Annotated in this window: 19 protein-coding genes; 13 read left to right on the top strand and 6 right to left on the bottom strand. The window is 63.9% G+C overall.

The annotated features are described in order from the left end of the window. Positions 1-48 precede the first annotated feature (48 nt). The 9 genes from AC3D25_RS08190 to AC3D25_RS08150 all read left to right on the top strand — a co-directional run bounded on the left by AC3D25_RS08190 (position 49) and on the right by AC3D25_RS08150 (position 10,599). Complete coding sequence (locus AC3D25_RS08190) at positions 49-1,725, top strand: cellulase family glycosylhydrolase (protein ID WP_488887924.1); 1,677 nt, start codon at positions 49-51, stop codon at positions 1,723-1,725. A 705-nt stretch (positions 1,726-2,430) separates the two neighbouring features. Continuing rightward, positions 2,431-3,303 carry an ATP-grasp fold amidoligase family protein gene (locus tag AC3D25_RS08185; RefSeq protein ID WP_488887923.1) on the top strand — a complete coding sequence of 291 codons (873 nt, stop codon included), beginning with the start codon at positions 2,431-2,433 and terminating at the stop codon, positions 3,301-3,303. Between the two features lie 171 nt (positions 3,304-3,474). Next, the gene (locus AC3D25_RS08180; protein WP_488887922.1) at positions 3,475-3,858 is read left to right on the top strand and encodes a tautomerase family protein; all 384 of its coding nucleotides are present in this window, start codon (positions 3,475-3,477) and stop codon (positions 3,856-3,858) included. 103 nt (positions 3,859-3,961) lie between these two features. Beyond that, positions 3,962-5,080 (top strand): 3-deoxy-7-phosphoheptulonate synthase, encoded by a 1,119-nt coding sequence (locus AC3D25_RS08175; RefSeq protein ID WP_488887921.1) that lies wholly within the window; start codon positions 3,962-3,964, stop codon positions 5,078-5,080. 96 nt (positions 5,081-5,176) lie between these two features. Next, a complete protein-coding gene (locus tag AC3D25_RS08170; protein WP_488887920.1) occupies positions 5,177-5,689 on the top strand; it encodes a MarR family winged helix-turn-helix transcriptional regulator in 513 nt (170 codons plus the stop codon). A 33-nt stretch (positions 5,690-5,722) separates the two neighbouring features. After that, on the top strand, positions 5,723-7,867 hold the full coding sequence (locus tag AC3D25_RS08165) for an FUSC family protein (RefSeq protein WP_488887919.1): 2,145 nt from the start codon (positions 5,723-5,725) through the stop codon (positions 7,865-7,867). 34 nt (positions 7,868-7,901) lie between these two features. Beyond that, the gene (locus AC3D25_RS08160) at positions 7,902-8,111 is read left to right on the top strand and encodes a DUF1656 domain-containing protein (protein ID WP_488887918.1); all 210 of its coding nucleotides are present in this window, start codon (positions 7,902-7,904) and stop codon (positions 8,109-8,111) included. Then, a complete protein-coding gene (locus AC3D25_RS08155) occupies positions 8,108-9,157 on the top strand; it encodes an efflux RND transporter periplasmic adaptor subunit (RefSeq protein WP_488887917.1) in 1,050 nt (349 codons plus the stop codon). The genes AC3D25_RS08160 and AC3D25_RS08155 overlap by 4 nt, the downstream gene beginning before the upstream one ends. Next, entirely contained in the window at positions 9,154-10,599 is a 1,446-nt protein-coding gene (locus AC3D25_RS08150; RefSeq protein WP_488887916.1) for an efflux transporter outer membrane subunit, read from the top strand. The genes AC3D25_RS08155 and AC3D25_RS08150 overlap by 4 nt, the downstream gene beginning before the upstream one ends. 1,178 nt (positions 10,600-11,777) lie before the next feature. Here AC3D25_RS08150 and AC3D25_RS08145 read toward each other — a convergent pair. From AC3D25_RS08145 to AC3D25_RS08120, 6 genes are all read right to left on the bottom strand, one after another. Beyond that, entirely contained in the window at positions 11,778-12,815 is a 1,038-nt protein-coding gene (locus AC3D25_RS08145; RefSeq protein WP_488887915.1) for a hypothetical protein, read from the bottom strand. An 8-nt stretch (positions 12,816-12,823) separates the two neighbouring features. Beyond that, on the bottom strand, positions 12,824-14,095 hold the full coding sequence (locus AC3D25_RS08140) for a TIGR02270 family protein (RefSeq protein WP_488887914.1): 1,272 nt from the start codon (positions 14,093-14,095) through the stop codon (positions 12,824-12,826). Beyond that, a complete protein-coding gene (locus AC3D25_RS08135; RefSeq protein ID WP_488887913.1) occupies positions 14,092-15,153 on the bottom strand; it encodes a DUF2169 family type VI secretion system accessory protein in 1,062 nt (353 codons plus the stop codon). Before AC3D25_RS08135 ends, AC3D25_RS08140 begins: the two co-directional genes overlap by 4 nt. Positions 15,154-15,180: 27 nt before the next feature. Then, positions 15,181-15,642, bottom strand: coding sequence for a DUF6484 domain-containing protein (locus AC3D25_RS08130; protein WP_488887912.1), 462 nt, complete (start codon positions 15,640-15,642; stop codon positions 15,181-15,183). A gap of 4 nt (positions 15,643-15,646) precedes the next feature. Next, positions 15,647-17,920 (bottom strand): type VI secretion system Vgr family protein, encoded by a 2,274-nt coding sequence (locus AC3D25_RS08125; RefSeq protein WP_488887911.1) that lies wholly within the window; start codon positions 17,918-17,920, stop codon positions 15,647-15,649. 95 nt (positions 17,921-18,015) lie between these two features. Then, the gene (locus tag AC3D25_RS08120; RefSeq protein ID WP_488887910.1) at positions 18,016-18,495 is read right to left on the bottom strand and encodes an Hcp family type VI secretion system effector; all 480 of its coding nucleotides are present in this window, start codon (positions 18,493-18,495) and stop codon (positions 18,016-18,018) included. A gap of 216 nt (positions 18,496-18,711) precedes the next feature. On the opposite strand from AC3D25_RS08120, the gene AC3D25_RS08115 reads away from it, so the two are divergent. The 4 genes from AC3D25_RS08115 to tssG are packed head-to-tail and all read left to right on the top strand — an operon-like array spanning position 18,712 to position 22,886. Beyond that, a complete protein-coding gene (locus AC3D25_RS08115) occupies positions 18,712-19,311 on the top strand; it encodes a type VI secretion system tube protein Hcp (protein WP_488887909.1) in 600 nt (199 codons plus the stop codon). 7 nt (positions 19,312-19,318) lie between these two features. Then, positions 19,319-19,843, top strand: a complete 525-nt coding sequence (gene tssE, locus AC3D25_RS08110; RefSeq protein WP_488887908.1) for a type VI secretion system baseplate subunit TssE — start codon at positions 19,319-19,321, stop codon at positions 19,841-19,843. Between the two features lie 41 nt (positions 19,844-19,884). Then, positions 19,885-21,792 carry a type VI secretion system baseplate subunit TssF gene (gene tssF, locus AC3D25_RS08105; RefSeq protein ID WP_488887907.1) on the top strand — a complete coding sequence of 636 codons (1,908 nt, stop codon included), beginning with the start codon at positions 19,885-19,887 and terminating at the stop codon, positions 21,790-21,792. Positions 21,793-21,821: 29 nt separating this feature from the next. Beyond that, positions 21,822-22,886 carry a type VI secretion system baseplate subunit TssG gene (gene tssG / locus AC3D25_RS08100; RefSeq protein WP_488887906.1) on the top strand — a complete coding sequence of 355 codons (1,065 nt, stop codon included), beginning with the start codon at positions 21,822-21,824 and terminating at the stop codon, positions 22,884-22,886. Positions 22,887-22,916 lie beyond the last annotated feature (30 nt).

The following is a 22,916-nucleotide window of genomic DNA, read 5'->3' as shown; positions in this document are numbered from 1 at the left end:
GTTCGCAATACGGTTTGCAATACGCGTACCGTCTCACACCGCTTGGGCATGGCGTCTCTCGCCTTGTCCGTCGCCTGCACCGCATGCGCCACGCAACCGGCGACCGTCACGCCCGCCGCACGCGCGGCTAGCCAAGCGCCTTCTTCTAACTCGCCGATCAGCGTCTCGAATCCGAAAGGCTCGCTGATCTTCGATTCGGCCGGCCAAAAGACGATCAATTTCACGATCGCAGGCGGCGCGTCCGGTTCGAATCTCGTGGTGGTGCTTTACGGCTACGACGGCAACGGCGTGCCATCGACCACCCCGATCGCGACCTATCGCGCGCCCGCTTCCGCTAACGTCTCCGTTCCGGTCACCTTGCCCGGACCCGGTCTGTACCAGGTGGCAGCGAGCCTCGGAACGGCGTCGAGCGCCGGGGCCAATCCGAAGCTCGTCAATCTCGCGGTGATCGGCAATGTGCCGCCGAACGCGATGCCGGGCGCGGGTGTCGTCACTCACTTCGGACAGGTCAACGGCAAGACATCGCCCGCAAGCGGCTTGCCGGCCAACCTCGTGCTGCCGCTCGTGAAAAAAGCGGGCTTTAGCTGGATACGCGACGAACTCTATTGGAGTTCGATCGAAAAGCAAGCGGGCCAGTTCGTCTATCCGAAGCAGTACGACGACTACATGAGCGCGGTCGCGGCGGCGAATATCAGTCCGCTTATCGTGCTCGATTACGGCAATGGCGCAGCGTACCCGACGATGTTCAAGGGCACGCGCGGCTTTCCCCAAAACGATCAGGAACGCGCGCTCTTCGCCAACTACACGAAGAACGTCGTGTCGCGATACGGCAAGACCGTCAAGGCGTGGGAAGTCTGGAACGAGCCGAACTTCAAGTCCATCACGTATGACAATTACGTGGGCCTGCTCAAGGTCGTCTATCCGACCGTCAAGGCGATCAGCCCGAACGCGTCGGTGGTCGCATGCGGTGGCGGCGGCGCGGGCGGCGGTCCCGGCGGCGATTGCATCAGCGAAGTCATCAAGAACGGCGGCGGCGCTTATCAGGACGGCTTCAGCATTCACCCGTACATGTCGCCCTATAACCCCGACACCGGCTATCCGGCCAAGGGAAGTCCGCTGCCCAATGTCAGCGTGAGTACGGTATGGCCGCATCTGAACAGCATGATGAAGACCGACCCTTCGACGAGGTCCGCGCGGCCGCGTCCGTTCAAGTTGTGGGTGACCGAAATCGGCTGGCCGTCGAGCCCTCAATCCGCCGGGTTGAGCGAGCCCGCGCAAGCCGCGAATTTCGCACGCACGTTCCTTCTTTCACGGCGATTCAACGCAGTTCAGGCGTTGTTCTGGTACGACTTCATTAACGACGGCGAGAACGATCCGAACAACAAGGAAGCCAATTTCGGCCTGCTTCATCTTGACCTGACCGCGAAGCCTGCTTACGTCGCCGCCGCAACGCTCGCGCGCACGCTGGGCTCCCGCGCCTGGACCCGCGCGCTAGTGGAAACAAACGACACCAAGGTCTATCAATACGGTTCCGGCGATACGATCTACGTTGGGTGGCAAACCGGCACGGGTTCAACGGCCACGCCTGTGAACATTCCGCCGGGGAACTACGTGCAGCGCGACTGGCAAGGAACGACCACTAACGTCGTCGTGCCCGCGCAAGGCTTTAGCTGGCAACTTGGCGCACTCCCCAAGTATCTGATTCCAGCGAGTCAGGCTCATTAACGGCGCCTGCCGGGACGTGACGTCGCATAGCCACGCATAACCACGCACAACGATGCGTCCTTGGCCTACGCTTGCAGCGCGGCGTCGCCGCGGCAAGCGGATCCAAATTATTCGGTGAGGAATTGAAATATCTGGGCGGGGAAGTAGGTAGAATAAGTCGGCCTCATCAATAACAACACGCGTTCATCGACCCTAAGGACGCTTGTGATCTGTAATCGAAATTGTGTTTGAATTAACAAAACTATTAGCTAGGCCGCTCGGGTCTCCGAGCATCCGGCACTTAGACCATGAATTGCGCGGGAAAACGTCCTTCACCACTCGGCATCGTCCGGCGTTTGTGCGGAGCATCGCATTGACCCGCACATCCTTAGTGCGCTTCATCATACTTAAGGCGCAGAATCTCCACTGCCCTCCCGGCGCGCGTCGCGCCGCGGATCGTGTGATGACGATGGCTCGCGGCGCGGCTAAGGAACGCAAATTGCGTCCCGAACAATTCACCATCGCGCCGGTGCATGCGGTTCCTCATCGGTGCCGCCCTGTTCGAAAGCACGATCATGCCAGTCGCTCTTATGGTGTGGACCCGCCGGTCGCGCCTGCCTTTTTACGGTTTGCTAGCACAACAGGCGGCTTCATCGCATCAGGCGAATGGAGGCTTGTCTTATCTTTTTGGCCGGTTTGCAATTCGGTACATCTGGAGGAAAGCGCATGGTTCCGATTTCAAAGAAGCTGATCACGGTCGTGAAAGATTGCATGCCGGACGTGCTTTTTCTTAGCATTTCGCATCGTCAGAAGATTGGCCGTTTTCCCAATCTGAAAAGCCCGACGACGTTTAACGAAAAAATCTTGTATCGCTGTCTGCATCCCGATCCGCGATTTGCCGAACTGACGGACAAATTGACGGTACGCGATTACGTCGCCCGCAAGATCGGCGCGGAGCATCTCATTCCGCTTATCGCCGATCCTGATTCGTTTACGGAAGCCGTATTCGAGTCGCTGCCGACGAGTTTCGTGATGAAAGCGAATCACGGCAGCGGCTTCGTCAAAGTAGTGCGAAACAAGGCTGAAACCACCTTTCAGGAATTAAGCCAGTTAGCCGATAAATGGCTGACCACCGATTTTTATCGCATCGCGCGTGAGCGGCACTACCGCACGATCAAGCCGAAGATTTTCTTCGAGACGCTGCTGCTCGACCGTAGCGGACAGATTCCGCCGGACTTGAAACTGCACTGCTTTCATGGCGCGCCGGGCGAGCAGATTATTTATATCGCGGTGATTTCCGGCCGTTTCGGCGACAGTCCGCGCGGCGACATGTACGACTCGCGATGGAACCGGCTCGACATTGCGTTCGGTCACTATCCGATGAGCGACGAAGCCGCGCCCTGCCCGCATAATCTCGCTGAAATTCTCGATATCGCCAAAGTGCTGTCGGCCGATTTCGGTTACGTGCGAGTCGATCTTTATGCGCCCGACGACGAAATCTTCTTCGGCGAACTCACGTTCACGCACGGCGCCGGCGTCTATCCGTTCGGCCCGGATGAAATCGACTACAAGTGGGGCGCCTTGCTGAAGTCGGAATAACTCACCGGCCGTTGTTTCTGAATTTCCCGCGGGATGGACGACACGTTCATGTGATCGCGCCACTCGCGGCTCCCCGCTTTTTCTTCCTGTCGCACGCCAATCGCCCGGCCTCCGTCTGTTGTATAAATGACGGCTCACGCCAATAACGTCGGACCCGAAAGGAGAAATCACATGCCACTCGTTCGTATCGATCTTTCAGAAGGCCAGCCCGCCGAGAATCGCCGTGCGATGACCGAAGTCGTCTACGAGGCGATGACGGCGACGCTCAACGTGCCCGCCGACGACCGCTTCATGATCGTGACGGAGCACACGCCGGGCGACCTGATTGCCGATCCGAACTATCTCGGCATCGCGCGCACGGCGCAATGCGTCATCATTCAAGTCACGCTCAATACAGGGCGCGACATCGAAATGAAACGCGCGTTCTATAAGGCCGTGGCGGATGGATTGCATGAACGGATCGGCCTCAGACGCGAGGACGTTTTCATCAGTCTCGTCGAAGTCGTGAAGGAAAACTGGTCGTTCGGTAATGGCGAGGCGCAGTACGCGAAATAGCGCGGAAATAACGCTTGAGCAGCGTCGAAGTACAGACTTCTTCGACGCGTCACACGGCCAATGCGATACTTGCGGCTTAACGCGCTTGACCAGGAGCCCCGCAATGAGCCGTATCGACAACCCGCTGCACGACCAGGAAACCGGCCGTGTCGATTCCACCCAGGACACGACGCGTATCGACGACGTGCGCATCGGCGCCGTGCGTCCGCTGATTTCACCCGCTCTTCTGCTCGACGAATTGCCCGTGCCGGCCGGCGTGCAGATGCTCGTCGAAAAGAGCCGCGCGGGTATCGCGGATATTCTGCACGGCCGCGACGACCGTCTGGTCGTGATCGTCGGTCCGTGTTCGATTCACGATCACGCCCAGGCGCTCGACTACGCGCGCCATCTGAAAACGGCGGCCGATTCGCTCGCCGACGATCTGCTGATCGTGATGCGCGTCTATTTCGAAAAGCCGCGCACGACGGTCGGCTGGAAAGGCTATATCAACGATCCGCGGCTCGACGGCAGCTTTCGCATCAATGAAGGGCTGCGGCGCGCGCGCGAACTGCTGATCGAGATCAGCGAGCTTGGCCTTCCGACCGGCACCGAGTTTCTCGATCTGCTGAGCCCGCAATACATCGCGGATCTCATCGCGTGGGGCGCGATCGGTGCGCGTACCACGGAGAGCCAGAGCCATCGGCAACTCGCTTCGGGCCTGAGCTGCCCGATCGGTTTCAAGAACGGCACCGATGGCGGCGTGCAGGTCGCCGCCGACGCAATCGTGGCGGCGCGCGCAAGCCACGCGTTCATGGGCATGACGAAAATGGGCATGGCCGCGATCTTCGAAACGCGTGGCAACGACGACGCCCACGTCATCCTGCGCGGCGGCAAGAACGGCCCGAACTACGACAGCGCGGGCGTCGAGGCGAGTTGTGCCGCGCTCAGACAGGTCGGCTTGCGCGAACAGGCGATGATCGACTGCTCGCACGCGAACTCGGGCAAATCGCATCTGCGCCAGGTCGATGCCGCCGACGACATCGTGCGGCAAGTGTCGGCGGGCGAAAAACGCGTGATCGGTGTGATGATCGAAAGTCATCTGGACGAAGGCCGTCAGGATCTGAAACCGGGCGTGCCGCTCAAACGCGGCGTATCGATCACCGATGCCTGCCTCTCGTGGCCGCAAACCGAACCCGTGCTGGAACGCCTCGCGCGCGCGGTGCGCGAACGGCGCGCGGGCTAACTCGCCTCTAACCAGACCGCTCTTCCCCTCGATCCGTGGCGCCGGGATAAATTCAATAGCTTGCTAACGAATTTATCTCTAAATATAATGCGCGCCATGTCGAATCTCAACGCACTGCGCCGCGCCGTCAGCAGCACGCTCGTGATCGCCGCCCGGCAATGGCGGCGCACGAGTCACGGCGTGCTTGCCGCCTATAACGTTTCCGAAGCCTGCGCGACGCCGCTCCTGATTGCCGGGCGGCTCGGCGAAGGCGTGCGGCAAGTGGTGCTCGCCGAGCATATCGGTATTGAAGGGCCGTCGCTCGTGCGCCTGCTCGACCAGTTGTGCGCGGCGGGTCTCGTCGTGCGCGCGGAAGATCCGAACGACCGGCGCGCGAAGACCATTTCGCTCACCGACGAAGGCCGCGCGGTCACCGCGAAGATCGAGCTGGAACTGGTCGGCCTGCGCGCGGGCGTGCTCGAAGGCGTGAGCCGCGACGACCTTGAGGCGACGCTGCGCGTGCTGAACGCATTCAATGCCAAGGACCGGGCGACGCGTGGCGCGCTGGATGCCGACGTGAACGAGGCTCGCCGCAACATCACCCAGGACACGGACGCCGATGCCGAATAAGACCATCGCGCGCGACCTTCCCGTGATCTCTCGATGAAGTACCCCACCCTCCGCGACTGGCTGTTCTCGCTCAAGACCTTCGCCGCCGCGATGCTCGCGCTGTATCTCGGGCTCGTGTTCGAATTGCCGCGTCCGTACTGGGCGATGGCGACGGTCTATATCGTGTCGAATCCGTTCGTCGGCGCAACGCGTTCGAAGGCGCTGTATCGCGCGCTCGGCACCATGCTCGGCGCGGCGGCGGCCGTGCTGTTCGTGCCGCCGTTCGTGGAGTCGCCCTATTTGTTCAGCGCGATCGTCGCGACGTGGACCGGCACGCTGCTCTATCTCGCCATCTCCGACCGCACCGCGCGTAGTTACGTGTTCATGCTCGCGGGCTATACGCTGCCGCTGATCGCGCTGCCTGCGGTTACGAACCCGGCCGGCGTCTTCGATCTCGCGGTCGCGCGCACCGAGGAAATCATTCTCGGGATCGTCTGCGCGAGCATTGTCGGCGGGGCGATATTGCCGAGCCGTCTGGCGCCGTCGATCGCCGAGCGCACCGACGCGTGGTTCCGCGATGCCGCGTTCTACGTGACGGAAACGCTCTCGGGCCGGATCGCGGGACAAGCGCTGTCGGCTGCGCGCCAGCGCCTCGCCGCGACCGTCAACGGCCTCGAATTCCTGCTGAGCCAGCTCGCCTACGACCACACGCGTCCCGATATCCTCGCGCGCGCGCATTCGCTGCGCGGACGCATGCAGTTGCTGCTGCCGATCGTTTCATCGCTCGCGGATCCGCTCGCGGCGCTGCTCGGTGGCAATCAACCGCGTCCACCGGGGCTCGTTGCGCTGCTCGCCGATGTCGTGAAATGGTTCGAACGTCCCACGGATTCGAGCGAGGACCACGACGCGACCGAGCGCGAGGCGGACGCTCTGCGCGCTCGCATCGCCGCGCTTCAGCCCACGCAATCCGCGTTGGCGACGTGGGAAGGAGCGCTGCTTTCCAATGCGCTCTGGCGGCTGCGTCAGGTGGTCGATGTGTGGCAGGACTGCCGCGCGCTGCGCCGGATCATCGCGCGTGAGAGCGGCGCGTGGCGGCCGCGCTTTCGGCACTGGCGGCTCGGCGGCGGCGAACGCTATTTCGATCGCGGCATGCTGCTGTTTTCTGCGGGATCGGCGATAGGCGCGATCTTCGTTGCATCGAGCCTGTGGATCAGTTCGGGCTGGGCCGACGGCGCGGCCGCCGTGTCGCTTGCGGCGGTGGCGTGCTGCTTCTTCGCCGCGCTCGACGAACCCGCGCCGCAAGTGTTCGCGTTCTTCATCTGGACCTGCGCGAGCGTCGTGCTCGCGGCACTCTACCTTTTCGTGATCCTGCCGAACGTACACGACTTTCCGATGCTGGTCGTCATGTTCGCGGGACCGTTCATCCTGGTCGGCACGCTCATTCCGCGCCCGCAGTTCAATCTCGCGACCATGCTCGTCGCGGTGAACACGGCGTCGTTCATCAGCATTCAGAGCGCTTACGACGCCAACTTCCTCACCTTCATCAACAGCAATCTCGCAGGGCCGGCGGGCCTGCTGTTCGCATTCGTCTGGACTCGCGTGACACGTCCGTTCGGCGCGGAACTCGCGGCTGCTCGCCTGTTGCGTTCGAGCTGGCAGGACGTCGTGGTGAGCGCATCGCCGCGTCCGATCGACGATCAGCGCAACCTCGCCGCGCGCATGCTCGACCGGCTGATGCAACTGATTCCGCGTCTCGCTGCAACCGACGACCATCGCCATCCGTCCATCGAAAGTTTTCGCGATCTGCGTGTCGCGTTCAACGCGCTCGATCTGCGCAGACTTCGCCGCAAGGTCGCGGGCGAGAGTTCGGACGCGATCGGGCTCGTGCTCGACGGCGTGCGCGCGCATTTCGAGCGCTGTATCGCGCGGCGCGAACGGCAGAGCGCACCGCTTGACTTGCGCGCGACGATCGACGCAGCGCTCGCGACCGTGACACGGCAAAGCGTCGCGGGTGCGGCGGGTGCGGACACGGGTACGAACACGAACACGAGCGTCGGCCCACTTTCCGCGCGGCATTTGCGCGATGCGCTGCACGCGCTGGTCGGCATGCGGCTGTCACTCTTTCCAGAGACGCCGGGCGCAGACGGCACGGCGGCGCCGGAATTGCCGGATGCACCGGCGCCGGAGCCCGCGGCATGATGCGTTCCCTCACTCCTCCTTTGAGCCTCGCGCGATGATCGGCGAAATCGATATCTTCGGCGTGTTCGTGCCGTCCGTGCTGGTGCTGATGCTGGCCGCCTATTTCATCAACCTCGCGATCCGCCGCACGTTCACGCGGATCGGCTTTTACCGCTTCGTCTGGCACCGTTCGATTTTCGATCTCGGCATTTACGTGCTGGTGCTGGGGCTCGTCGTGATTCTTACCCATCGGTTCTTGACGTGAAAAAAACCTGGTTCTCCGTGGGACAGATCGTCCTCACGCTGGTGGTCGTCGTGGTCGCGGCGTTCGTGCTGTGGCGGCTCGTCGGCTATTACATGTTCGCTCCCTGGACGCGCGACGGCCACGTGCGCGCAGACGTCGTGCAGGTCGCGCCGGATGTCGGCGGCCTGATCGTCTCGGTCGATGTGGTGGACAACCAGCCGGTCACGCGTGGCCAAACGCTTTTCGTCATCGATCAGGCGCGCTACGCACTTACCTTGCGGCAAGCGCAGGCGACCGCGCAGCAACGCCGCGCCACGCTCGATCAGGCACGCCGCGAGGACGCGCGCAACCGCACGCTCGGCGACCTCGTCGCGCGCGAGATCGGCGAGGAAAGCCGCTCGCGCGTGCAGCAAGCCGAGGCGGTGCTCGCCGACGCGGAAGTCGCCATCGATACCGCGCGTCTGAACCTGCAGCGCACGACCATCGTGAGTCCGGTGGACGGCTATCTCAACGACCGCGCGCCGCGCGCGGGCGAGTTCGTGACGGCGGGCCGCTCGGTGTTATCGGTGGTGGATATGCACTCGTTTCGTGTCGATGGTTACTTCGAGGAAACGAAGCTGCGCGGGATCGATATCGGCCAGCCGGTGGATATCAAGGTCATGGGCGAGCCGACGGTTTTACGTGGACATGTGCAGAGCATCGTCGCGGGTATCGAGGATCGCGACCGCTCGCAAGGCTCGAATCTGCTGCCGAACGTGAACCCCGCGTTCAGCTGGGTGCGGCTCGCGCAGCGTATTCCGGTACGCATCGCGCTGGATGAGGTGCCCGCCGATTTCCGCATGATCGCCGGGCGCACGGCAACGGTTTCGGTACGCGATCTGGCGGCGTCGTCGGGACGCGGTGCTCTACCTGCTTCGGGTGTTTCGGGTGTTTCGGGTGTTTCGGGTGTTTCGGGTGTTTCGGGTGTTTCGGGTGTTTCGGGTGTTTCGGGTGTTTCGGGTGTTTCGGGTGCTTCGGGTGCTTCGGGTGCGTCCATCGTGCCCTCGGCATCGGGAGCGACGCGATGAAAGCGCGCGTGGCTTTTGCATTGCTGCCCACCGCGTTGATGCTCGCGGGCTGCATGACGGTCGGTCCCGACTACAAGCTGCCGCAAAACGCCGTGGTCAACGCGCCGCTTGCCAACGCCCCGCTCGACATCAACGACGCGCGCGTGACGCAAGATGCCGTCCCGCCGAACTGGTGGCGTCTCTACGACGACCCCGTGCTCGACGATCTGATCCAGCGCGCCCTCGCCTCGAACACGGACCTGCGCGTCGCGGCGGCCAATCTCGCCCGCTCGCGCGAAGCGGTCGGCGTAGCGGACGCGCAAGGCGGCTTCTCAGGCGGATTCTCCGGCGTGGTGAAACGTGCGCAGGAATCCGCGCAGCAATACCTGTTGACCGAGAAATTGCCGGTGGTCAATGAAGGCGATATCGGCATCAGCGTGTCGTACGAAATCGATCTTTTCGGCACGCTCAGGCGCGGGGTGGAAGCGGCGCAGGCCGATAGCGACGCAGTGCAGGCCGCAGGCGATCTGGCGCGCATCACGGTGGTCGCGGATGTCGTGCGCGCCTACGTGGAGAGTTGTTCGTCGGCGGAAGAACTGGACATCGCGCAACGCTCGCTCACGTTGCAGAAGCAGCGTGTGACGCTCACGCGGCGTTTGCGCGATGCGGGGCGCGGTAACACGCCCGACGTCACGCGCGGACAGACGCAAGTGGAAACGCTCAATGCCGATATTCCCCGTTACACCGCGCGGCAGCGGATCGCGCAATATCGCCTTGCCATGCTGCTCGCGACCTCTCCCGACGAATTGCCTCGCGGCGTGCGGACCTGCAGGAAGACACCGCAGATCGAACAGCCGATACCCGTCGGCGATGGCGCCGCCATGCTCAAGCGGCGTCCCGATGTGCGCGAGGCCGAGCGGCGTCTCGCGGGCGCGACCGCGCGCATCGGCATCGCGACAGGCGCGCTGTATCCGACCATCAGCATCGGCGCATCGGCGGGCGTGACGGGCATTGCGGAAGATCTCGGCAAACCGCCGACTCAACGCTGGGGCTTCGGCCCGTTGATCTCCTGGTCGTTGCCGGCCAACGGCACGCGCGGCCGGATCCGCGAAGCCGGCGCGGGCGCCGATGCAGCGCTCGCCCACTTCGACGGCGTAGTGCTGAACGCATTGCGCGAAACGCAGACGAGCCTCGCCACTTACGCCGCCGATTACGCGCGGGCCGAAGCGCTGCAGGCCGCACAGAAATCGGCCGTGCAGTCCGCCGACGAAACGCACCGTTTCTATGTGGCGGGCCGCGAATCGTTTATCGCCGATCTCGACGCGACGCGCACGCTCACGTCGACGAACGCGCAGGTCGCGGCGGCAGAAGGACAGGTCGCGGTTGATCAGGTGAACCTGTTTCGCGCGCTTGGGGGGGGATGGGAAGTTGATGCCGCTGGCGCTTCGAAGGTGGGGCGGTAGGGGTGTTACACCGTCGGATGTGCGGACGAGAAAGTAACCAAAGAAAGCAGCACGGGATTTGGCGCCGTTGGGCGGCTTGAGGGTGGGTTACACCGTCTGATGTTCGGGCGCTTCTTGTGAACTTGCTTTCGTGTAGGTCTATTAGCTCGCCGCTATGCGCGGCAGCAGTCACTTTCTTTGGCTAGCTGCAATGAAAGTAACCAAAGAAAGCAGCACGGGATTCGGCGCCGTGAGGCGGCTTCAAGGTGGGTTACACCGTCTGATTTTCGGGCGCTTCTATGGACCTTGCTTTCGTGTAAGTCTATTAGCTCGCCGCTATGCGCGGCAGCAGTCACTTTCTTTGGCTAGCGCAAAGAAAGTAACCAAAGAAAGCAGCACGGGATTCGGCGCCGTTGGGCGGCTTCAAGGTGGGTTACACCGTCTGATTTTCGGGCGCTTCTATGGACCTTGCTTTCGTGTAGGTCTATTAGCTCGCCGCTGTGCGCGGCAGCAGTCACTTTCTTTGCTGCTGCAAAGAAAGTAACCAAAGAAAGCAGCTTATCCGCCTAAGTGTCCACCTCGAATAACCTCGCGGATAGGCGCGCAAGCTGACTATGGCAACTCGCATTCGTTGGTATTGGCACAGCGCCTGTCAGTTCCCTCCTCGCTGCGCTCGGACGACGGGCATATCTAAAAACCATCGATTTGGTTTGGTTTGGTTTCTTCGGTTATGCCGTTCCGGCAGGCACTTTGTGCCTGCGGGGATGAATGAGCGGCTCCACTTTGTTGTGTGGTGCGATGGCCGAATCAGCTTGCGCACCACTCCCAGAAACGGTTCGTGGTGGACACTTAGACGGACAAGCTGCTTTCTTTGGTTACTTTCTTTGCAGCAGCAAAGAAAGTGACTGCTGCCGCGCATAGCGGCGTGCTAATAGACCTACATGAAAGCAAGTTCACAGAAAAGCGCCCGAGCATCAAACGGCTTACCCCGCCCACCCTCAAGCCGCCCGACGGCGCCAAACAGCCGCGCCAGACCCGCCCCGGATAGGGGCAGAGCAAATAGACCGACACGAAAGCAAGTTCCCAGAAAGCGCCAGCAAACATAGACAACGCGCCAGCAAACAAAACCGCGTGCGAATTCCCCGATAACTCTCAAGAGACCACGCAACCCACCCCACCCAAGCGCCAGCGGCCAAACCTTATCCCCGCACCACAACGGCCCCCCTCTCCCCGCCTTCCGAACTGGCCCAGACCAACGACAGCGCCCCGCGCCCATAGCCCTTGCGCGCAACAATCACCCCAAGCGCGATATGCAACAGCGCCCCCGCAGCACCCACATCGCCCCAGCAATCGGCCGGTGCCACAAAATCCGACGCGGACCGCATCCGCGCTCCCATCCGCAATGCGCTGAACGCATACTCATCGGCGCGATAGGTCTCTCCGTTGAGATCGCAAAACACGTTGTCGACTCGCGTGCCGACGCCAAGTGAATCGAGCGCGCTATGAAAAGCCCGCGTCAACCCGTCCCCCGTACACACGTCCTCGCTCTTGATGAGATGCGCCTCACGACCCAGCCCGATGCTCACCACATCGCCCAGCGGATCGGCCATATCGCGTGCAATCGCGATCGCGCCCGCCGCCTCGCCGGGAATGAATCCCCACGCGTTGTTGAGCGGCCCGGCCCCGTGCAACTGGTCGCACGCTTCGAGCCATTCGAGCGTCTCCGGTTCGAGATACGAATCCACGCCGGCCACAACGAATGCATCGAAAGAAGTCGCCTCGTTCGACACCCGCCGGATCGCGGCATCGAGCGCGATCACGCCCGCTGCATGCCCGGCCTCGAAACACGCGACAGCTGTGAACCGCCCGGCAAAACGCGCGGCAATCTCGTCGCTGAGCGTGCGCGCCAGCCCTTCAGGAAGCCCCGGCCTGGGCGCAGGCAATGCAAGTGCCAAGCCAATACGCATTGCATGCAATGAACGATCGCCATCGATCTGCGCAAGCACTTCGTCGATAGCGGGGAACAGCAACGCGGCATAACGCGCCGCGCCTTCGATTTCCGCTGCAAGCCATTTCGCGGACGCGATCCGCATCGGGCCGCCGATCGTATCGACCATGAACGGATGCTGCGAGAATCCGCAGATGCCCGCGCGCGCGGCTGCGGCGCTCGCCCAGACCGTGCGGCCGATCGGCGTCGATGCACCCAGCCCGATAATCCCGATAAGCGGCGCAGGCATGGCGTTGCTCACGACGATGCGCCGCCAAGCAGCCGCGTCTGCCGCCACGCGGGCGCCGAGCAGTTGAACAACACGCTGCCCGGCGCGAGGATCGGCAGGAACAGCGCGGCGGCGATGCGTTGCCGCTGGAATCCGGTTGCAAGTACGTCGCGGCAATGCGCGGGCGTTACCGGTTTGCCGAGAAAATAGCGGCGGCCTGCTTCGAAGCGTCCTTGCTGCGCGCTCCACCACGACGCTATCCGCGCCGCATCGGGCCACGGCAGCGCCACGTCTTCAGGCACATCGACTTGCTCGTCGTCGGGGTCGTCGCTCGGGCCGTCCTCGAAACCGTCGGGCGGCGGCGCTTCCATCTGCTCGATGTTGAAATCCGTCCCGGCGATATTCACGAACGCCTCGGCGGCGATTCGCGCCAGCGCGGGATTCGCCATCTGCTCGACAAGCCACGCCGCATAACGCGGATTACCCGACCATCCCGCGCCGATCACCCGCAAGCGCGCCGCATCCGGCGTCGCGGCGAGTTCGAGCAGAAACGCGTGGGCATCGGCGGGATCGAGCGTTTGCAGCAGAAGCTGCATGGCGCGCAGACGCCGCGCGCCCGGCGCAAGCGCTGCGCGCCGCAAGACGGCCAGCGCATCGCCGCGATCGCCCAGCAGCACCGCCGAACGCGCGGCCCAGAACGCGGCTTCGGGCTTCGGATCGAACAGTTGCGCGCGGCAATGCGCAAGCGTATCGATACGCCCAAGTTCGCCCGCGCTACGCAACGCGCGAATCCGCACGCTGTCGGCGCTCGCGTTCAACGCGCGCACGAGCGCCGCGCCCGGGTCCAGACGATGCAGCGCGCACGCAGCAAGCCCGAGCTTCTGACGCAGCGGCGAAGGGTCGTCGAGCCACGCGACAACGCGCCCCGCGAGATAACGCGACGACACCCAGCCGAGCGCCGATATCAATCCCGGCACCACGTCCGGTTGTTTCGTGGCGCGCTCGACCAGTTGATCGAAGCGCGTATCCGGCGTTTCGAGCGCCAGCACAGCGGATGGAAAATAATCCTCCGGGCAACGATTCACCAGCGCCGCGCAAGCGATGTCCCAGCCCGCGTCGCCTGCGACGCGCAAGCCGTCGAGATGCGCTGCGAGCCGTTCGTCGAGATCCGCGAACTGCTTCGGCGAATAGTTCGGCGCATGGACCGCGTGCGCGCGCTGGAACCACAGGAACATGGCTTCGTCGGCGTGTTCCTGCACGACATCGGCGAGCGGCGCGTCGGCGGTATCTTGCGGAGTCATGCGCTCACGCTCACACTCGCGGCCGCGTTGGCAGGCGCATTGACGAGGGCCTTTTCGATAATCCGCGTGCGCTCCAGCTTGTAGACGAGCGGATGGCACGACAGCGCGCTATGCCAGACGAGCGACACGCGCGCGAGATCCGGTTCGATGATGACGGTATGCAGGCGCGGCGGATCGTGCCTGCGCCGCGCGCCGGTATGGAAGAACGTCTCCATGCCGAGATGCACGCGCGGCAGGTTGAATCGCAACGCGCCCGCGGGCGTCAGGTTCAGCAGCACGACCGGCTCGCCGCCCGTGAGGAAACCGGGCACTTGCTGATCGGCCGGCGCGCACTGGTAGTGGCGATCGTCGAAATCGAGCGGCAGGAGCGGCATGCGCTCGCGTTCCCATGCTTCATCGCACGTGCCCGCAAGCGACGCGCGCGGCTGCCAGTGGCCGGGAATCGGCCCGAATCCGGCCGGTCGCGGCAGGTCGTTCCAGCGCTGCATGCGCTCATCCGGATACTCGATCTCCGGCAGCCGCCCGAACGGCGGCTCTTTTGCACCCGGCGCAACATAGCCTATCCCCACCGGGTTGCGCATGTCCCACTGCGGACGCGCGGTCGCGAGACTCGCCGCGTCGAAGCCGCCGAATGCGCGCTCGTAGACGAGCGGCATCCGCGAGAACGGCGTGGGCCGCGACGGCGTGCGCCCGGCCCACGCGCGCTCGCCGGTCACGCAGAGACGCTTCGCGAGCGGTCCGACGCGAAAGCCCACGTCCAGTTGCGTAACCGCTTCTCCGTGCGGCGCGCAGGCGTGGCCGTGCAGCACGACGTCGGTCGCTGTCTTCGTTCGCACGAGGTCCATGTCGTAAAGCAGGCTCGAATCGCCGGGCGCGGCGCGGTCGATGGTTTGCGGGAACGGGATCACCGGCGGCTGTTTCGCCGCCGCTTGCAGCGTGCCGTCGGGGAAAATATCGAACGTGCATTTCACCGCGACGATCCATATTTCCTCGCCGCGCATGCCGCGTACCCAGGTGCGCTCGGCGGCATAAGGCGTGCGATTTTCGAGTTGCCACATTTGACGCACCCTCGCGGCCGATGCCGCCTAGTTGATATCGACGAACGCGCCCTTGATACGGTTCGCGCCTCGCGAACGCGAGACGATATAGTTGCCTCGGATAATTACTTTGCCCGCCGACGTCAGCACGAGACTCGCCTCGCCGCAGCGCAACTCGATCTCGCGCGCAGCCGACAGCACGACGCGCTCACCGTCGATCTTCACGCCCGCGCACGGTGCACTCGTCACGAGCCGACCGACGATCACCGGCCGCCGCACGTTGCCGTTCTCGAACGCCACGACGACGCGCGCACCGCGTTCGTCGCCGGATAGCGCCACCGTCGATAACGCCGCGAGCGGTTCGAGCGCATCGCTCAGACTCACGAGAAAGCGGCCGTCCGCATCGAGTCCGGCGAACGTCGCGAGCCGCACGCCGTCACGTCCCAGACTCGCCCACGCCGCCGCCTCGGCCATCATTGCGCCCGCGTGGGCCGGATCGAAATCGTCCATGGTGTCAGTCCTCGCCGAGATTCGAGCCTTTGATCGTGATCGCGCCGCCTGCCTTGAACGACGCGCCGCCGTCCGCCTTGATCGTGATTTTTGCGCCGCTAATGGTGATGCCGCCGCTTTCCATCACGATCTTGCTGCCGCCCGCCTTGAGCGTGATGGTCGGCGCTTCCACCGTGCATGCACCGCCCGCTTTCACCTTGAACACGCCCTTCGAGGTCTGGTCGATCACCGCCGCCGACAGCTTGTGCGAGCCTTTCACCGTGATCGATTGCAGCGGCCCGACGTTCACCTTCTGTGCGCCGCCGACGCTCACCATCTGCGCGAGCCCGACGCTGACCATCTGCACGCCCGCGATCGTCACGGTCTCGCCCGCGCCCACGTTGTGCATGCGGCCCGCGCCCACCGAATGCATTTCCGCGACCGTGATGGTGGTCTTCTGCACGCCGGTGACCGTGTGATCGCGTCCGCCGTGAACCGTCACCGTCTCGCCGCTATTGACCGTTTCCGTGCGGTGTCCGGTGATCGTCGTGTTCTCCGTGCCGCCCACGGTCTTCACGCGGTTCGTGCCGATGGTCACCTTCTGTTCTTTACCCACTTTCACCGTATGCGTACCATCGACCGTGTGCGCATCGTCCACCTGAATATGGTCCGTGCGGTTGTTCTGCACGGTCGTGGTCTTGTCGTGCTTGATGGTGGAACCCATGTCGTATTGCGCGTGAATCGTGATCTTTTCCTTGCCCGCCGTGTCGTTCATCGACATCTCGTTGTAGCCGTGTCCCTTGTGCGTGTTCGACTTCATGCCGCTCACCACGGCGTCGCCCGGCAGGGAGAACGGCGGCATCTGCTCGGCGTTGTAGACGCGGCCCGTGATGATCGGCCGGTCCGGATCGCCTTCCAGAAAATCGACGATCACTTCCTGCCCGATGCGCGGAATCGATACCGAACCCCAGCCCTTGCCCGCGAGCGGCTGCGACACGCGCATCCAGCACGAACTGTTTTCATCGCGTTTGCCCAAGCGATCCCAGAAGAACTGCACCTTCACGCGGCCGTATTTATCGGTATAGAGTTCCTCGCTCGCCGGGCCGACGACGACCGCCGTTTGCGGTCCCTGCACGAACGGCTTGCGGCTCGTGCGCGCGGGCGTGAACGGCTGCTTGGCGCTGATCGCGGCGAACCGGCATTCGCAGCGGCTTGATTGCGCGCCTTCGAATGCCTCGCGATCCGCGAGTTCGATCTCGTAATGCGTGTGCGTGACGAGATACTGCGTGTTCTGATCGGCGCGCGGATGCCGTTCGAGCGAAAGCAAACTTCCGGCGCGTACGCTGCCGCTATTCGTGCAGCCATCCACCTGATGCCAGTTGAACGCGTGCCAGTCCTGCGCGGGAAGCTCATGGCCGCTTCCGGCGCTTCCCGCGTTTTTCTGCCACTCGTCGGCGCGCGTCTTCACGCGACTCTCGCCGTAGTCCGGGTCCACGTAGCCGCCGGGAAAATCGAAATGTTCGAGATCGGCGAATGCGCTGAAGCCCGGCATCTCTTTCACCGCATGTTTTTGCAGGATGCGCGATGGATGCTTGAAGTCGTAATCGGTGAGGAGCCAGTTGTGCGTTTCGATTTCATAATGCGTCTGCCATTCGCTTACATACGGCAGATCCGGCGACGCGCCCTGCATCGCGCCATAAGGCAGCGAATCGCAACCGGGCGCGCTTTCGTGCATCGCGAGCGTATCGGTGAAGACTAGCGACTCGTGGCCGTCGCGATCGTCGAACCAGTAGTAGATGCCTTCATCTTCGAGCAGGCGGCTCACGAAATTGAAATCCGACTCACGATACTGAACGCAGTATTCGCGGCGCGGATGCGTGCGCGAACTCGCCTTCCACTTGATCTCGCCGGTTTCGACACCGGCATAAACCGGGTCCGCAAAAATCGCCTTGACGATGTCCTCGACGCTCTTGTCCTGGAACATCCTGCAGTTGCTGCGCCGCGTGAGCAGCCACAGCCAAGGCCTGAGGGCCGCGCGATAAACATAGGCGCGCCCGCGCATCCCCGCTTGCCGAAAACCCGTTACGTAGCCGCTGAATACGCGCGGCTTTTGTCCCTGCACTTCCAGCGACACCTTCACGCGTTTCGCGAGCACCTGCCGAAAGTCGATATCCGGCCGCTTCGACACGAGGGTGAGGTCGTAGCTGAACATGCGTCCGAGTTCCGCATCGCCACGCATGCCGAGAAACAGCAGATCGTCGCCGAGCGGCGTTTCGATGCGAGCGAGCGGAGGCGGCATGGCGGGTTCCACGCGGAGCCGGCGGTAAGCCGGCCCTCGGCATCTTCATGACAAAAACAGCGGATTGGCGGCGGTTTGCGACGGATCGGCCGCGGCTAGCGCGTCTTCGTGCTCGTCAAATCCCAGCCGAACTTGGTCGATCCGGCGAGCGCGCCCTTCGCGTCCTGCGTCTTGTATTCGAACTCGATGTCGCCGTAGCTCAGGTTCACGGTTTCCTGCAGGTCGCCCGTGTCCGTGCAGTTATCGACGACATGCACCACGGTGACCTGCTTGAGCGTGACGGTGAGGAACTCCTTCTGCCCGTCGCCCGACTTGCTCACCGTGAACTTCGCGGAATCGAGATGCTTGCCCGATACGCAGTTCTTCGCGAGATTCGGCGATGCCTTGTCGTAGGCGTGTACGAAGATGAGCGCGCCCGGTGTGGCCCGGCCCTTGCCGCTGCCGGTGGTGCCCGTTGAACTGCTCGGGTTATCCACGCTCCAGTCCCACGCGGTCACTTCGATTTGTCCTTCGGCCCCGTCGTGTTTCGACTCGCCTTCGATACCGTCGATCTTCAGATAGCAGTCAATCGCCATGATTCGCTCCTCGTATTGGGCCGGGAAACGTCGGCGTCGCCGGTGACGCTTGGCGCGGCCGGGCTCGCCGGTTTCGCTACAAGGACGAAGACCGGCTCGCGTTTTTAAACTTGATGCGCTCGAAAAGTCGCTTGAAGAATTCTTATGTCCGGGCCGTCTTAGAAGCACGACCCGCGCCTCAACCCGCAAAGCGCTTCACGCGCGAAGGAAGCGACGATGCCCGTCCCCGATGCCTCGCCGGTCCACGCCGCAAGCCGTCTCACGCTCGCGTATCTGAGCGAGTTCGACGCGCTGGCGATGGAAGCGTCCGACGACATGCTTCTGCAGATCGTGCCGAAGCGCAGCAACACGCCGGTGAAGGGCGAAGCGTCGGCGCGAGGCGACTGGGACACGCCGATGCAGATTCACGGCTGGCGCTGGGCCGAAGGTTACGAAGCCGTGCATCCGTCGCAAGCGTTGAACGCTAACGACATGCGCGTGACCGAACTCGGTATCGTCAAGACGGTGGACGCGGCGTCCCCCGCGCTTGCGCGGCTTTGCGCTCAAGTCGAGCCGCTTTCGCTCGCAGAACTGCGCTGCTTCAAGGCGGGCGGACCGGAGAACGGCGTGCAGATCGAGTACTTGTCGTTCAAGCTGGAAGACGCCTTCGTGCGCAACTATCACATCTATACCAGCGCGAAACTTGGGCGGATCTGCGAAGTATTCGAAATATCCGCGCGCAAGCTGACGATGACCTGCGCGCCGCAGAAAAACACCGGCGCGCGCGGCGCTGAAGTCGTGTTCTCGCTCGACGTCGCGGCGCGGCGGGCGACATGAGCACGACATGAGCACGCCCGCCGATCGCAGCGCGAACGAGCGTCTGCAGCCATCGCTGCTGGACCGGCTGATCGACGATCCGCGCGCCGATACGCCAACCAGACCGGATGCATCCGAAGGCCGTTTTCTCACGCGACGCGCCTTGCGCGCGGCGGTGCTGCGCGACCTGTCGTGGCTCTTCAACACGACGAGCCTCGGCGGCGATCTGAACGCGAGCGCGTATCCGCATGTGGCGTCGTCGGTACTTAATTTCGGCTTGCCGTGCTTGGCCGGACGGTTCGCCTCGACCGTCGATGCGGTCGTGCTCGAACAGGCGATCCGCCAAGCCATCGAGCGCTTCGAGCCGCGCATCGTGGCGTCGTCGCTTGCGATCGAACCCGTGTTCGACCGTTCCGTGCTCGATATGCATAACCAGATTTCGCTCGTGATACGCGGGCTTTTATGGGCCGAACCCGTGCCGCTCGAAATCGCGTTGCGCACACAGATCGACCTGGAAGAAGGCGGCATCACGGTGACTGAAATGCCGCGCTGAAATGCTGTGAATCGGCCCCGAACGAGCTAACCGGAGCGTGTATGGACCCGCGTCTCTTGCGCCACTACAACACCGAGCTTGCGCATCTGCGAGAGATGGGCGCCGAGTTCGCCGAGCAGTTTCCGCGTATCGCGGCGCGTCTCGGCATGACCTCGACCGAAGTAGCCGATCCGTATGTCGAGCGCCTGCTCGAAGGCAGCGCGTTCCTCGCCGCGCGCGTGCAACTCAAACTGGAAGAGGAATTTCCGCGCTTCACGCAGCGGCTTGCCGCCGCCGTGCTGCCGCAAACAGTCTGCCCGACGCCCGCGATGCTGATCGCGCGGCTCGCGCCCGACTTCGGCAACCCGAATCTGATCGCGGGCTTCACCGTGCCGCGCCAGACCGCGCTGCTCTTGCCGCCCGCACGGCTCGGACCGAACGAAACCAGCGCGTGCGAATTCAGGACCGGCGCGGACCTTACGCTGTGGCCCGTCGAGCTGACCGAGGCGTCGTATCTGCCGCGCGTGACGGACCTGCCGCTCGCGTCCGTGCCCGCTACCCGCGCCGTGTTGCCGCGCGTGAAGGGCGCGCTGCGACTGCGGCTCGCGACGCCGCCGAACGTCACGTTCGCCGCGCTCACGCTCGACACGCTGAGCCTCTATTTTTCCGGCGGCGACGACATCGCGTACAAGCTCCACGAATGCGTTACCGGTAACGCGCTGGCGGTCGTGGTCGCGGATGCCGGCAACCCGGGTGCGCCGCTTTACGTGCTCGCGCCGGATGCCGTCTCGCGTTCGGGCTTCAGCGATGAAGAAGCATTGTTGCCGGTCACGGCGAACGCGTTCCAGGGTTATCGGCTATTGCACGAATATTTTGCGTTTCCGCAGCGCTTTCGCTTCGCGCGGATCGCCGGATTCGCCGCCGTATTGCCCGCCCTCGCGTGCCGCGAGATCGAGGTGACGATCCTGCTGTCGAGCAGCGACGCTGCGCTCGAACGCGTGGTGTCGGCGGCGCACGTCATGCTCGATTGCGTGCCTGCGATCAACCTGTTTCCGAAGCGCGCGGATCGCGCCTTCGTCACCGACGATACCCCGCGCTTTCACGTCGTGCCCGACCGCATGCATCCGCTCGATTTCGAAGTCCATTCGGTGTCTCGCGTGACGGGCTTCGGCAGCGGCGCGGACAGCGAGCAGGTGTTCCATCCGTTCTATGCGGATTTTTTGTCCGATCGACCGGGAAGCGCTGCCTATTTCAGCGTCGAACGCGAGCCGCGCCGTGTGCCCGAGCAACGCCGGCGCAGCGCTTTTCGCACGGATTACGTGGGCAGCGAAGTGTTCGTGTCGATCGTGGATACCGCGCAAGCGCCCTATCGCGGCGACTTGCGCCAACTCGCTTTCGAGACGCTCTGCACCAACCGCGACCTGCCGCTTCTCATCAACGCGGGCGGGCCGCCGGCGCAATTCACGCTCGATATCGCCGCGCCGGTCGCCTCCGCCGCGTGCGTCGCCGGTCCATCGCGGCCCGGCACGCTGAGTCTGGACGGTGCGCACGGCTGGCGGCTCATCGACCAGTTCTCGCTGCACTATCTGTCGCTCACGGACGGCAGCGGCCACGACGATCCCGCGGCGGGTGCGGCGGCGCTGCGCGCGCTGCTGATGCTGCATGTCGCCGCGAGCGACGCGGTTGGCCGCAACCAGATCGGCGGCGTGATTTCCGTGAGCGCCACGCCGGTCGTGCGGCGTCTGCCGATGCAAGGACCGATCGCGTTCGGACGCGGCCTCTCGATCGCCGTGACCGCCGACGACCTGGCCTTCCAGGGCGCGAGTCCGTATCTGCTCGGCTGCGTGCTCGACCGGTTTTTCGCGCGCTACGTTTCCATCAACACGTTCGTGCAAACGGTGCTGCGCACACCGTCGCGCGGCGAAATCCTGCGCTTGTCTCCACGATGCGGAACCCGGCCCATTTTCTAGACGCGCGCGCGCCCGGCGAAACGGATGCGTTGAGCAAGCTCTTCGACGCGCTGCACGACGCGCCGCATCGCTACGATCTGTTTCAGGCGATGCGGCGGATCGAAGCGCTCACGCCGCGTCTGCCGCGTCTGGGTGAAGCCGCGCGTCCCGCCGACGAACCGCTGCGTCTCGCGCAGGAAGCCTCGCTCGTGTTCGCGCCCGCGCCGATCGCGGCCCTCACGCGCGCAGCAGACGAAACCGCGCGCCATCCGACCGTGCCCATGCTGACCCAACGCGGCTTCGGTTTTCTCGGACCGAACGGACCGCTGCCGCGTCATCTAACGGAATTCGCCCGCGAACGCGTGCTGCATCACGGAGACGCCGCGTTCCCGCGTCTGCTCGACACGCTGATGCACCGCTTCGGCCTGCTGTTTTATCGCGCGCATGCGCAGGGCCGCCCGGTGAATAATCTCGACCGCCCGGAGAGCGACCGCTTCGCGTTCTACATCGGCGCGCTGATCGGCATCGCCGACGAAGCCAGCCGCGCGCGCGACGCCGCGTCGGATCACGCGAAGCTCTATTTCGCAGGCCTTTTCAGCATGCAGACGCGCCCGCCCGAGGCGTTGGCCGCGATCATCGCGGCGGTGCTGCGCGTACCCGTGCGCATCGAACCGTTCTGCGGCCACTGGATGACGCTCGCCCGTGACGAGCAAACCGCGCTCGTGTCTCGTGCCGACAGCGACCGGCAATCGTTCGCCGCGCTCGGTCGCGGCGCGGTGCTCGGCGCGCGCTGCTGGGACCGTCAGCACAAGTTCAGGATCGTGTTCGGGCCGCTCACCTGGCGTCAATACGAAGCGCTTTTGCCTGGCGGCGACGCGTTGCCGGTACTCGTCGCGCTGGTGCGGCAGATGCTTAATCGCGAACTCGCGTGGGATGCGCAACTCGTTCTGCGCGCGGCGGAAGTGCCGACCGTGTGCCTCGGCCAAAGCGGAAGGCTCGGGCTTTCGACATGGCTCGCTCATCCGGCGCGTCAGGCCGACGCCGCCGATCTCGCGCTCGACGCCGATGCACACGTCGGCGCCGCCCTTCAAAATCGTCCGCGAGCGCCGTCTTAGTCATGTCGGCGGCTCGCGCGCGGGCCACGC

It is taken from the genome of Caballeronia sp. SL1002 (assembly GCF_057814995.1).
This window is presented reverse-complemented; position numbering and strand designations above follow the sequence as displayed.

What these genes read in the sequence shown, in the direction of transcription:
- AC3D25_RS08190 (WP_488887924.1), top strand. Translation starts at nt 49, where the DNA reads ATGGCGTCTCTCGCCTTGTCCGTCGCCTGCACCGCATGCGCCACGCAA.
- AC3D25_RS08185 (WP_488887923.1), top strand. Translation starts at nt 2,431, where the DNA reads ATGGTTCCGATTTCAAAGAAGCTGATCACGGTCGTGAAAGATTGCATG.
- AC3D25_RS08180 (WP_488887922.1), top strand. Translation starts at nt 3,475, where the DNA reads ATGCCACTCGTTCGTATCGATCTTTCAGAAGGCCAGCCCGCCGAGAAT.
- AC3D25_RS08175 (WP_488887921.1), top strand. Translation starts at nt 3,962, where the DNA reads ATGAGCCGTATCGACAACCCGCTGCACGACCAGGAAACCGGCCGTGTC.
- AC3D25_RS08170 (WP_488887920.1), top strand. Translation starts at nt 5,177, where the DNA reads ATGTCGAATCTCAACGCACTGCGCCGCGCCGTCAGCAGCACGCTCGTG.
- AC3D25_RS08165 (WP_488887919.1), top strand. Translation starts at nt 5,723, where the DNA reads ATGAAGTACCCCACCCTCCGCGACTGGCTGTTCTCGCTCAAGACCTTC.
- AC3D25_RS08160 (WP_488887918.1), top strand. Translation starts at nt 7,902, where the DNA reads ATGATCGGCGAAATCGATATCTTCGGCGTGTTCGTGCCGTCCGTGCTG.
- AC3D25_RS08150 (WP_488887916.1), top strand. Translation starts at nt 9,154, where the DNA reads ATGAAAGCGCGCGTGGCTTTTGCATTGCTGCCCACCGCGTTGATGCTC.
- AC3D25_RS08145 (WP_488887915.1), bottom strand. Translation starts at nt 12,815, where the DNA reads ATGCCTGCGCCGCTTATCGGGATTATCGGGCTGGGTGCATCGACGCCG.
- AC3D25_RS08140 (WP_488887914.1), bottom strand. Translation starts at nt 14,095, where the DNA reads ATGACTCCGCAAGATACCGCCGACGCGCCGCTCGCCGATGTCGTGCAG.
- AC3D25_RS08135 (WP_488887913.1), bottom strand. Translation starts at nt 15,153, where the DNA reads ATGTGGCAACTCGAAAATCGCACGCCTTATGCCGCCGAGCGCACCTGG.
- AC3D25_RS08130 (WP_488887912.1), bottom strand. Translation starts at nt 15,642, where the DNA reads ATGGACGATTTCGATCCGGCCCACGCGGGCGCAATGATGGCCGAGGCG.
- AC3D25_RS08125 (WP_488887911.1), bottom strand. Translation starts at nt 17,920, where the DNA reads ATGCCGCCTCCGCTCGCTCGCATCGAAACGCCGCTCGGCGACGATCTG.
- AC3D25_RS08120 (WP_488887910.1), bottom strand. Translation starts at nt 18,495, where the DNA reads ATGGCGATTGACTGCTATCTGAAGATCGACGGTATCGAAGGCGAGTCG.
- AC3D25_RS08115 (WP_488887909.1), top strand. Translation starts at nt 18,712, where the DNA reads ATGCCCGTCCCCGATGCCTCGCCGGTCCACGCCGCAAGCCGTCTCACG.
- tssE (WP_488887908.1), top strand. Translation starts at nt 19,319, where the DNA reads ATGAGCACGCCCGCCGATCGCAGCGCGAACGAGCGTCTGCAGCCATCG.
- tssF (WP_488887907.1), top strand. Translation starts at nt 19,885, where the DNA reads ATGGACCCGCGTCTCTTGCGCCACTACAACACCGAGCTTGCGCATCTG.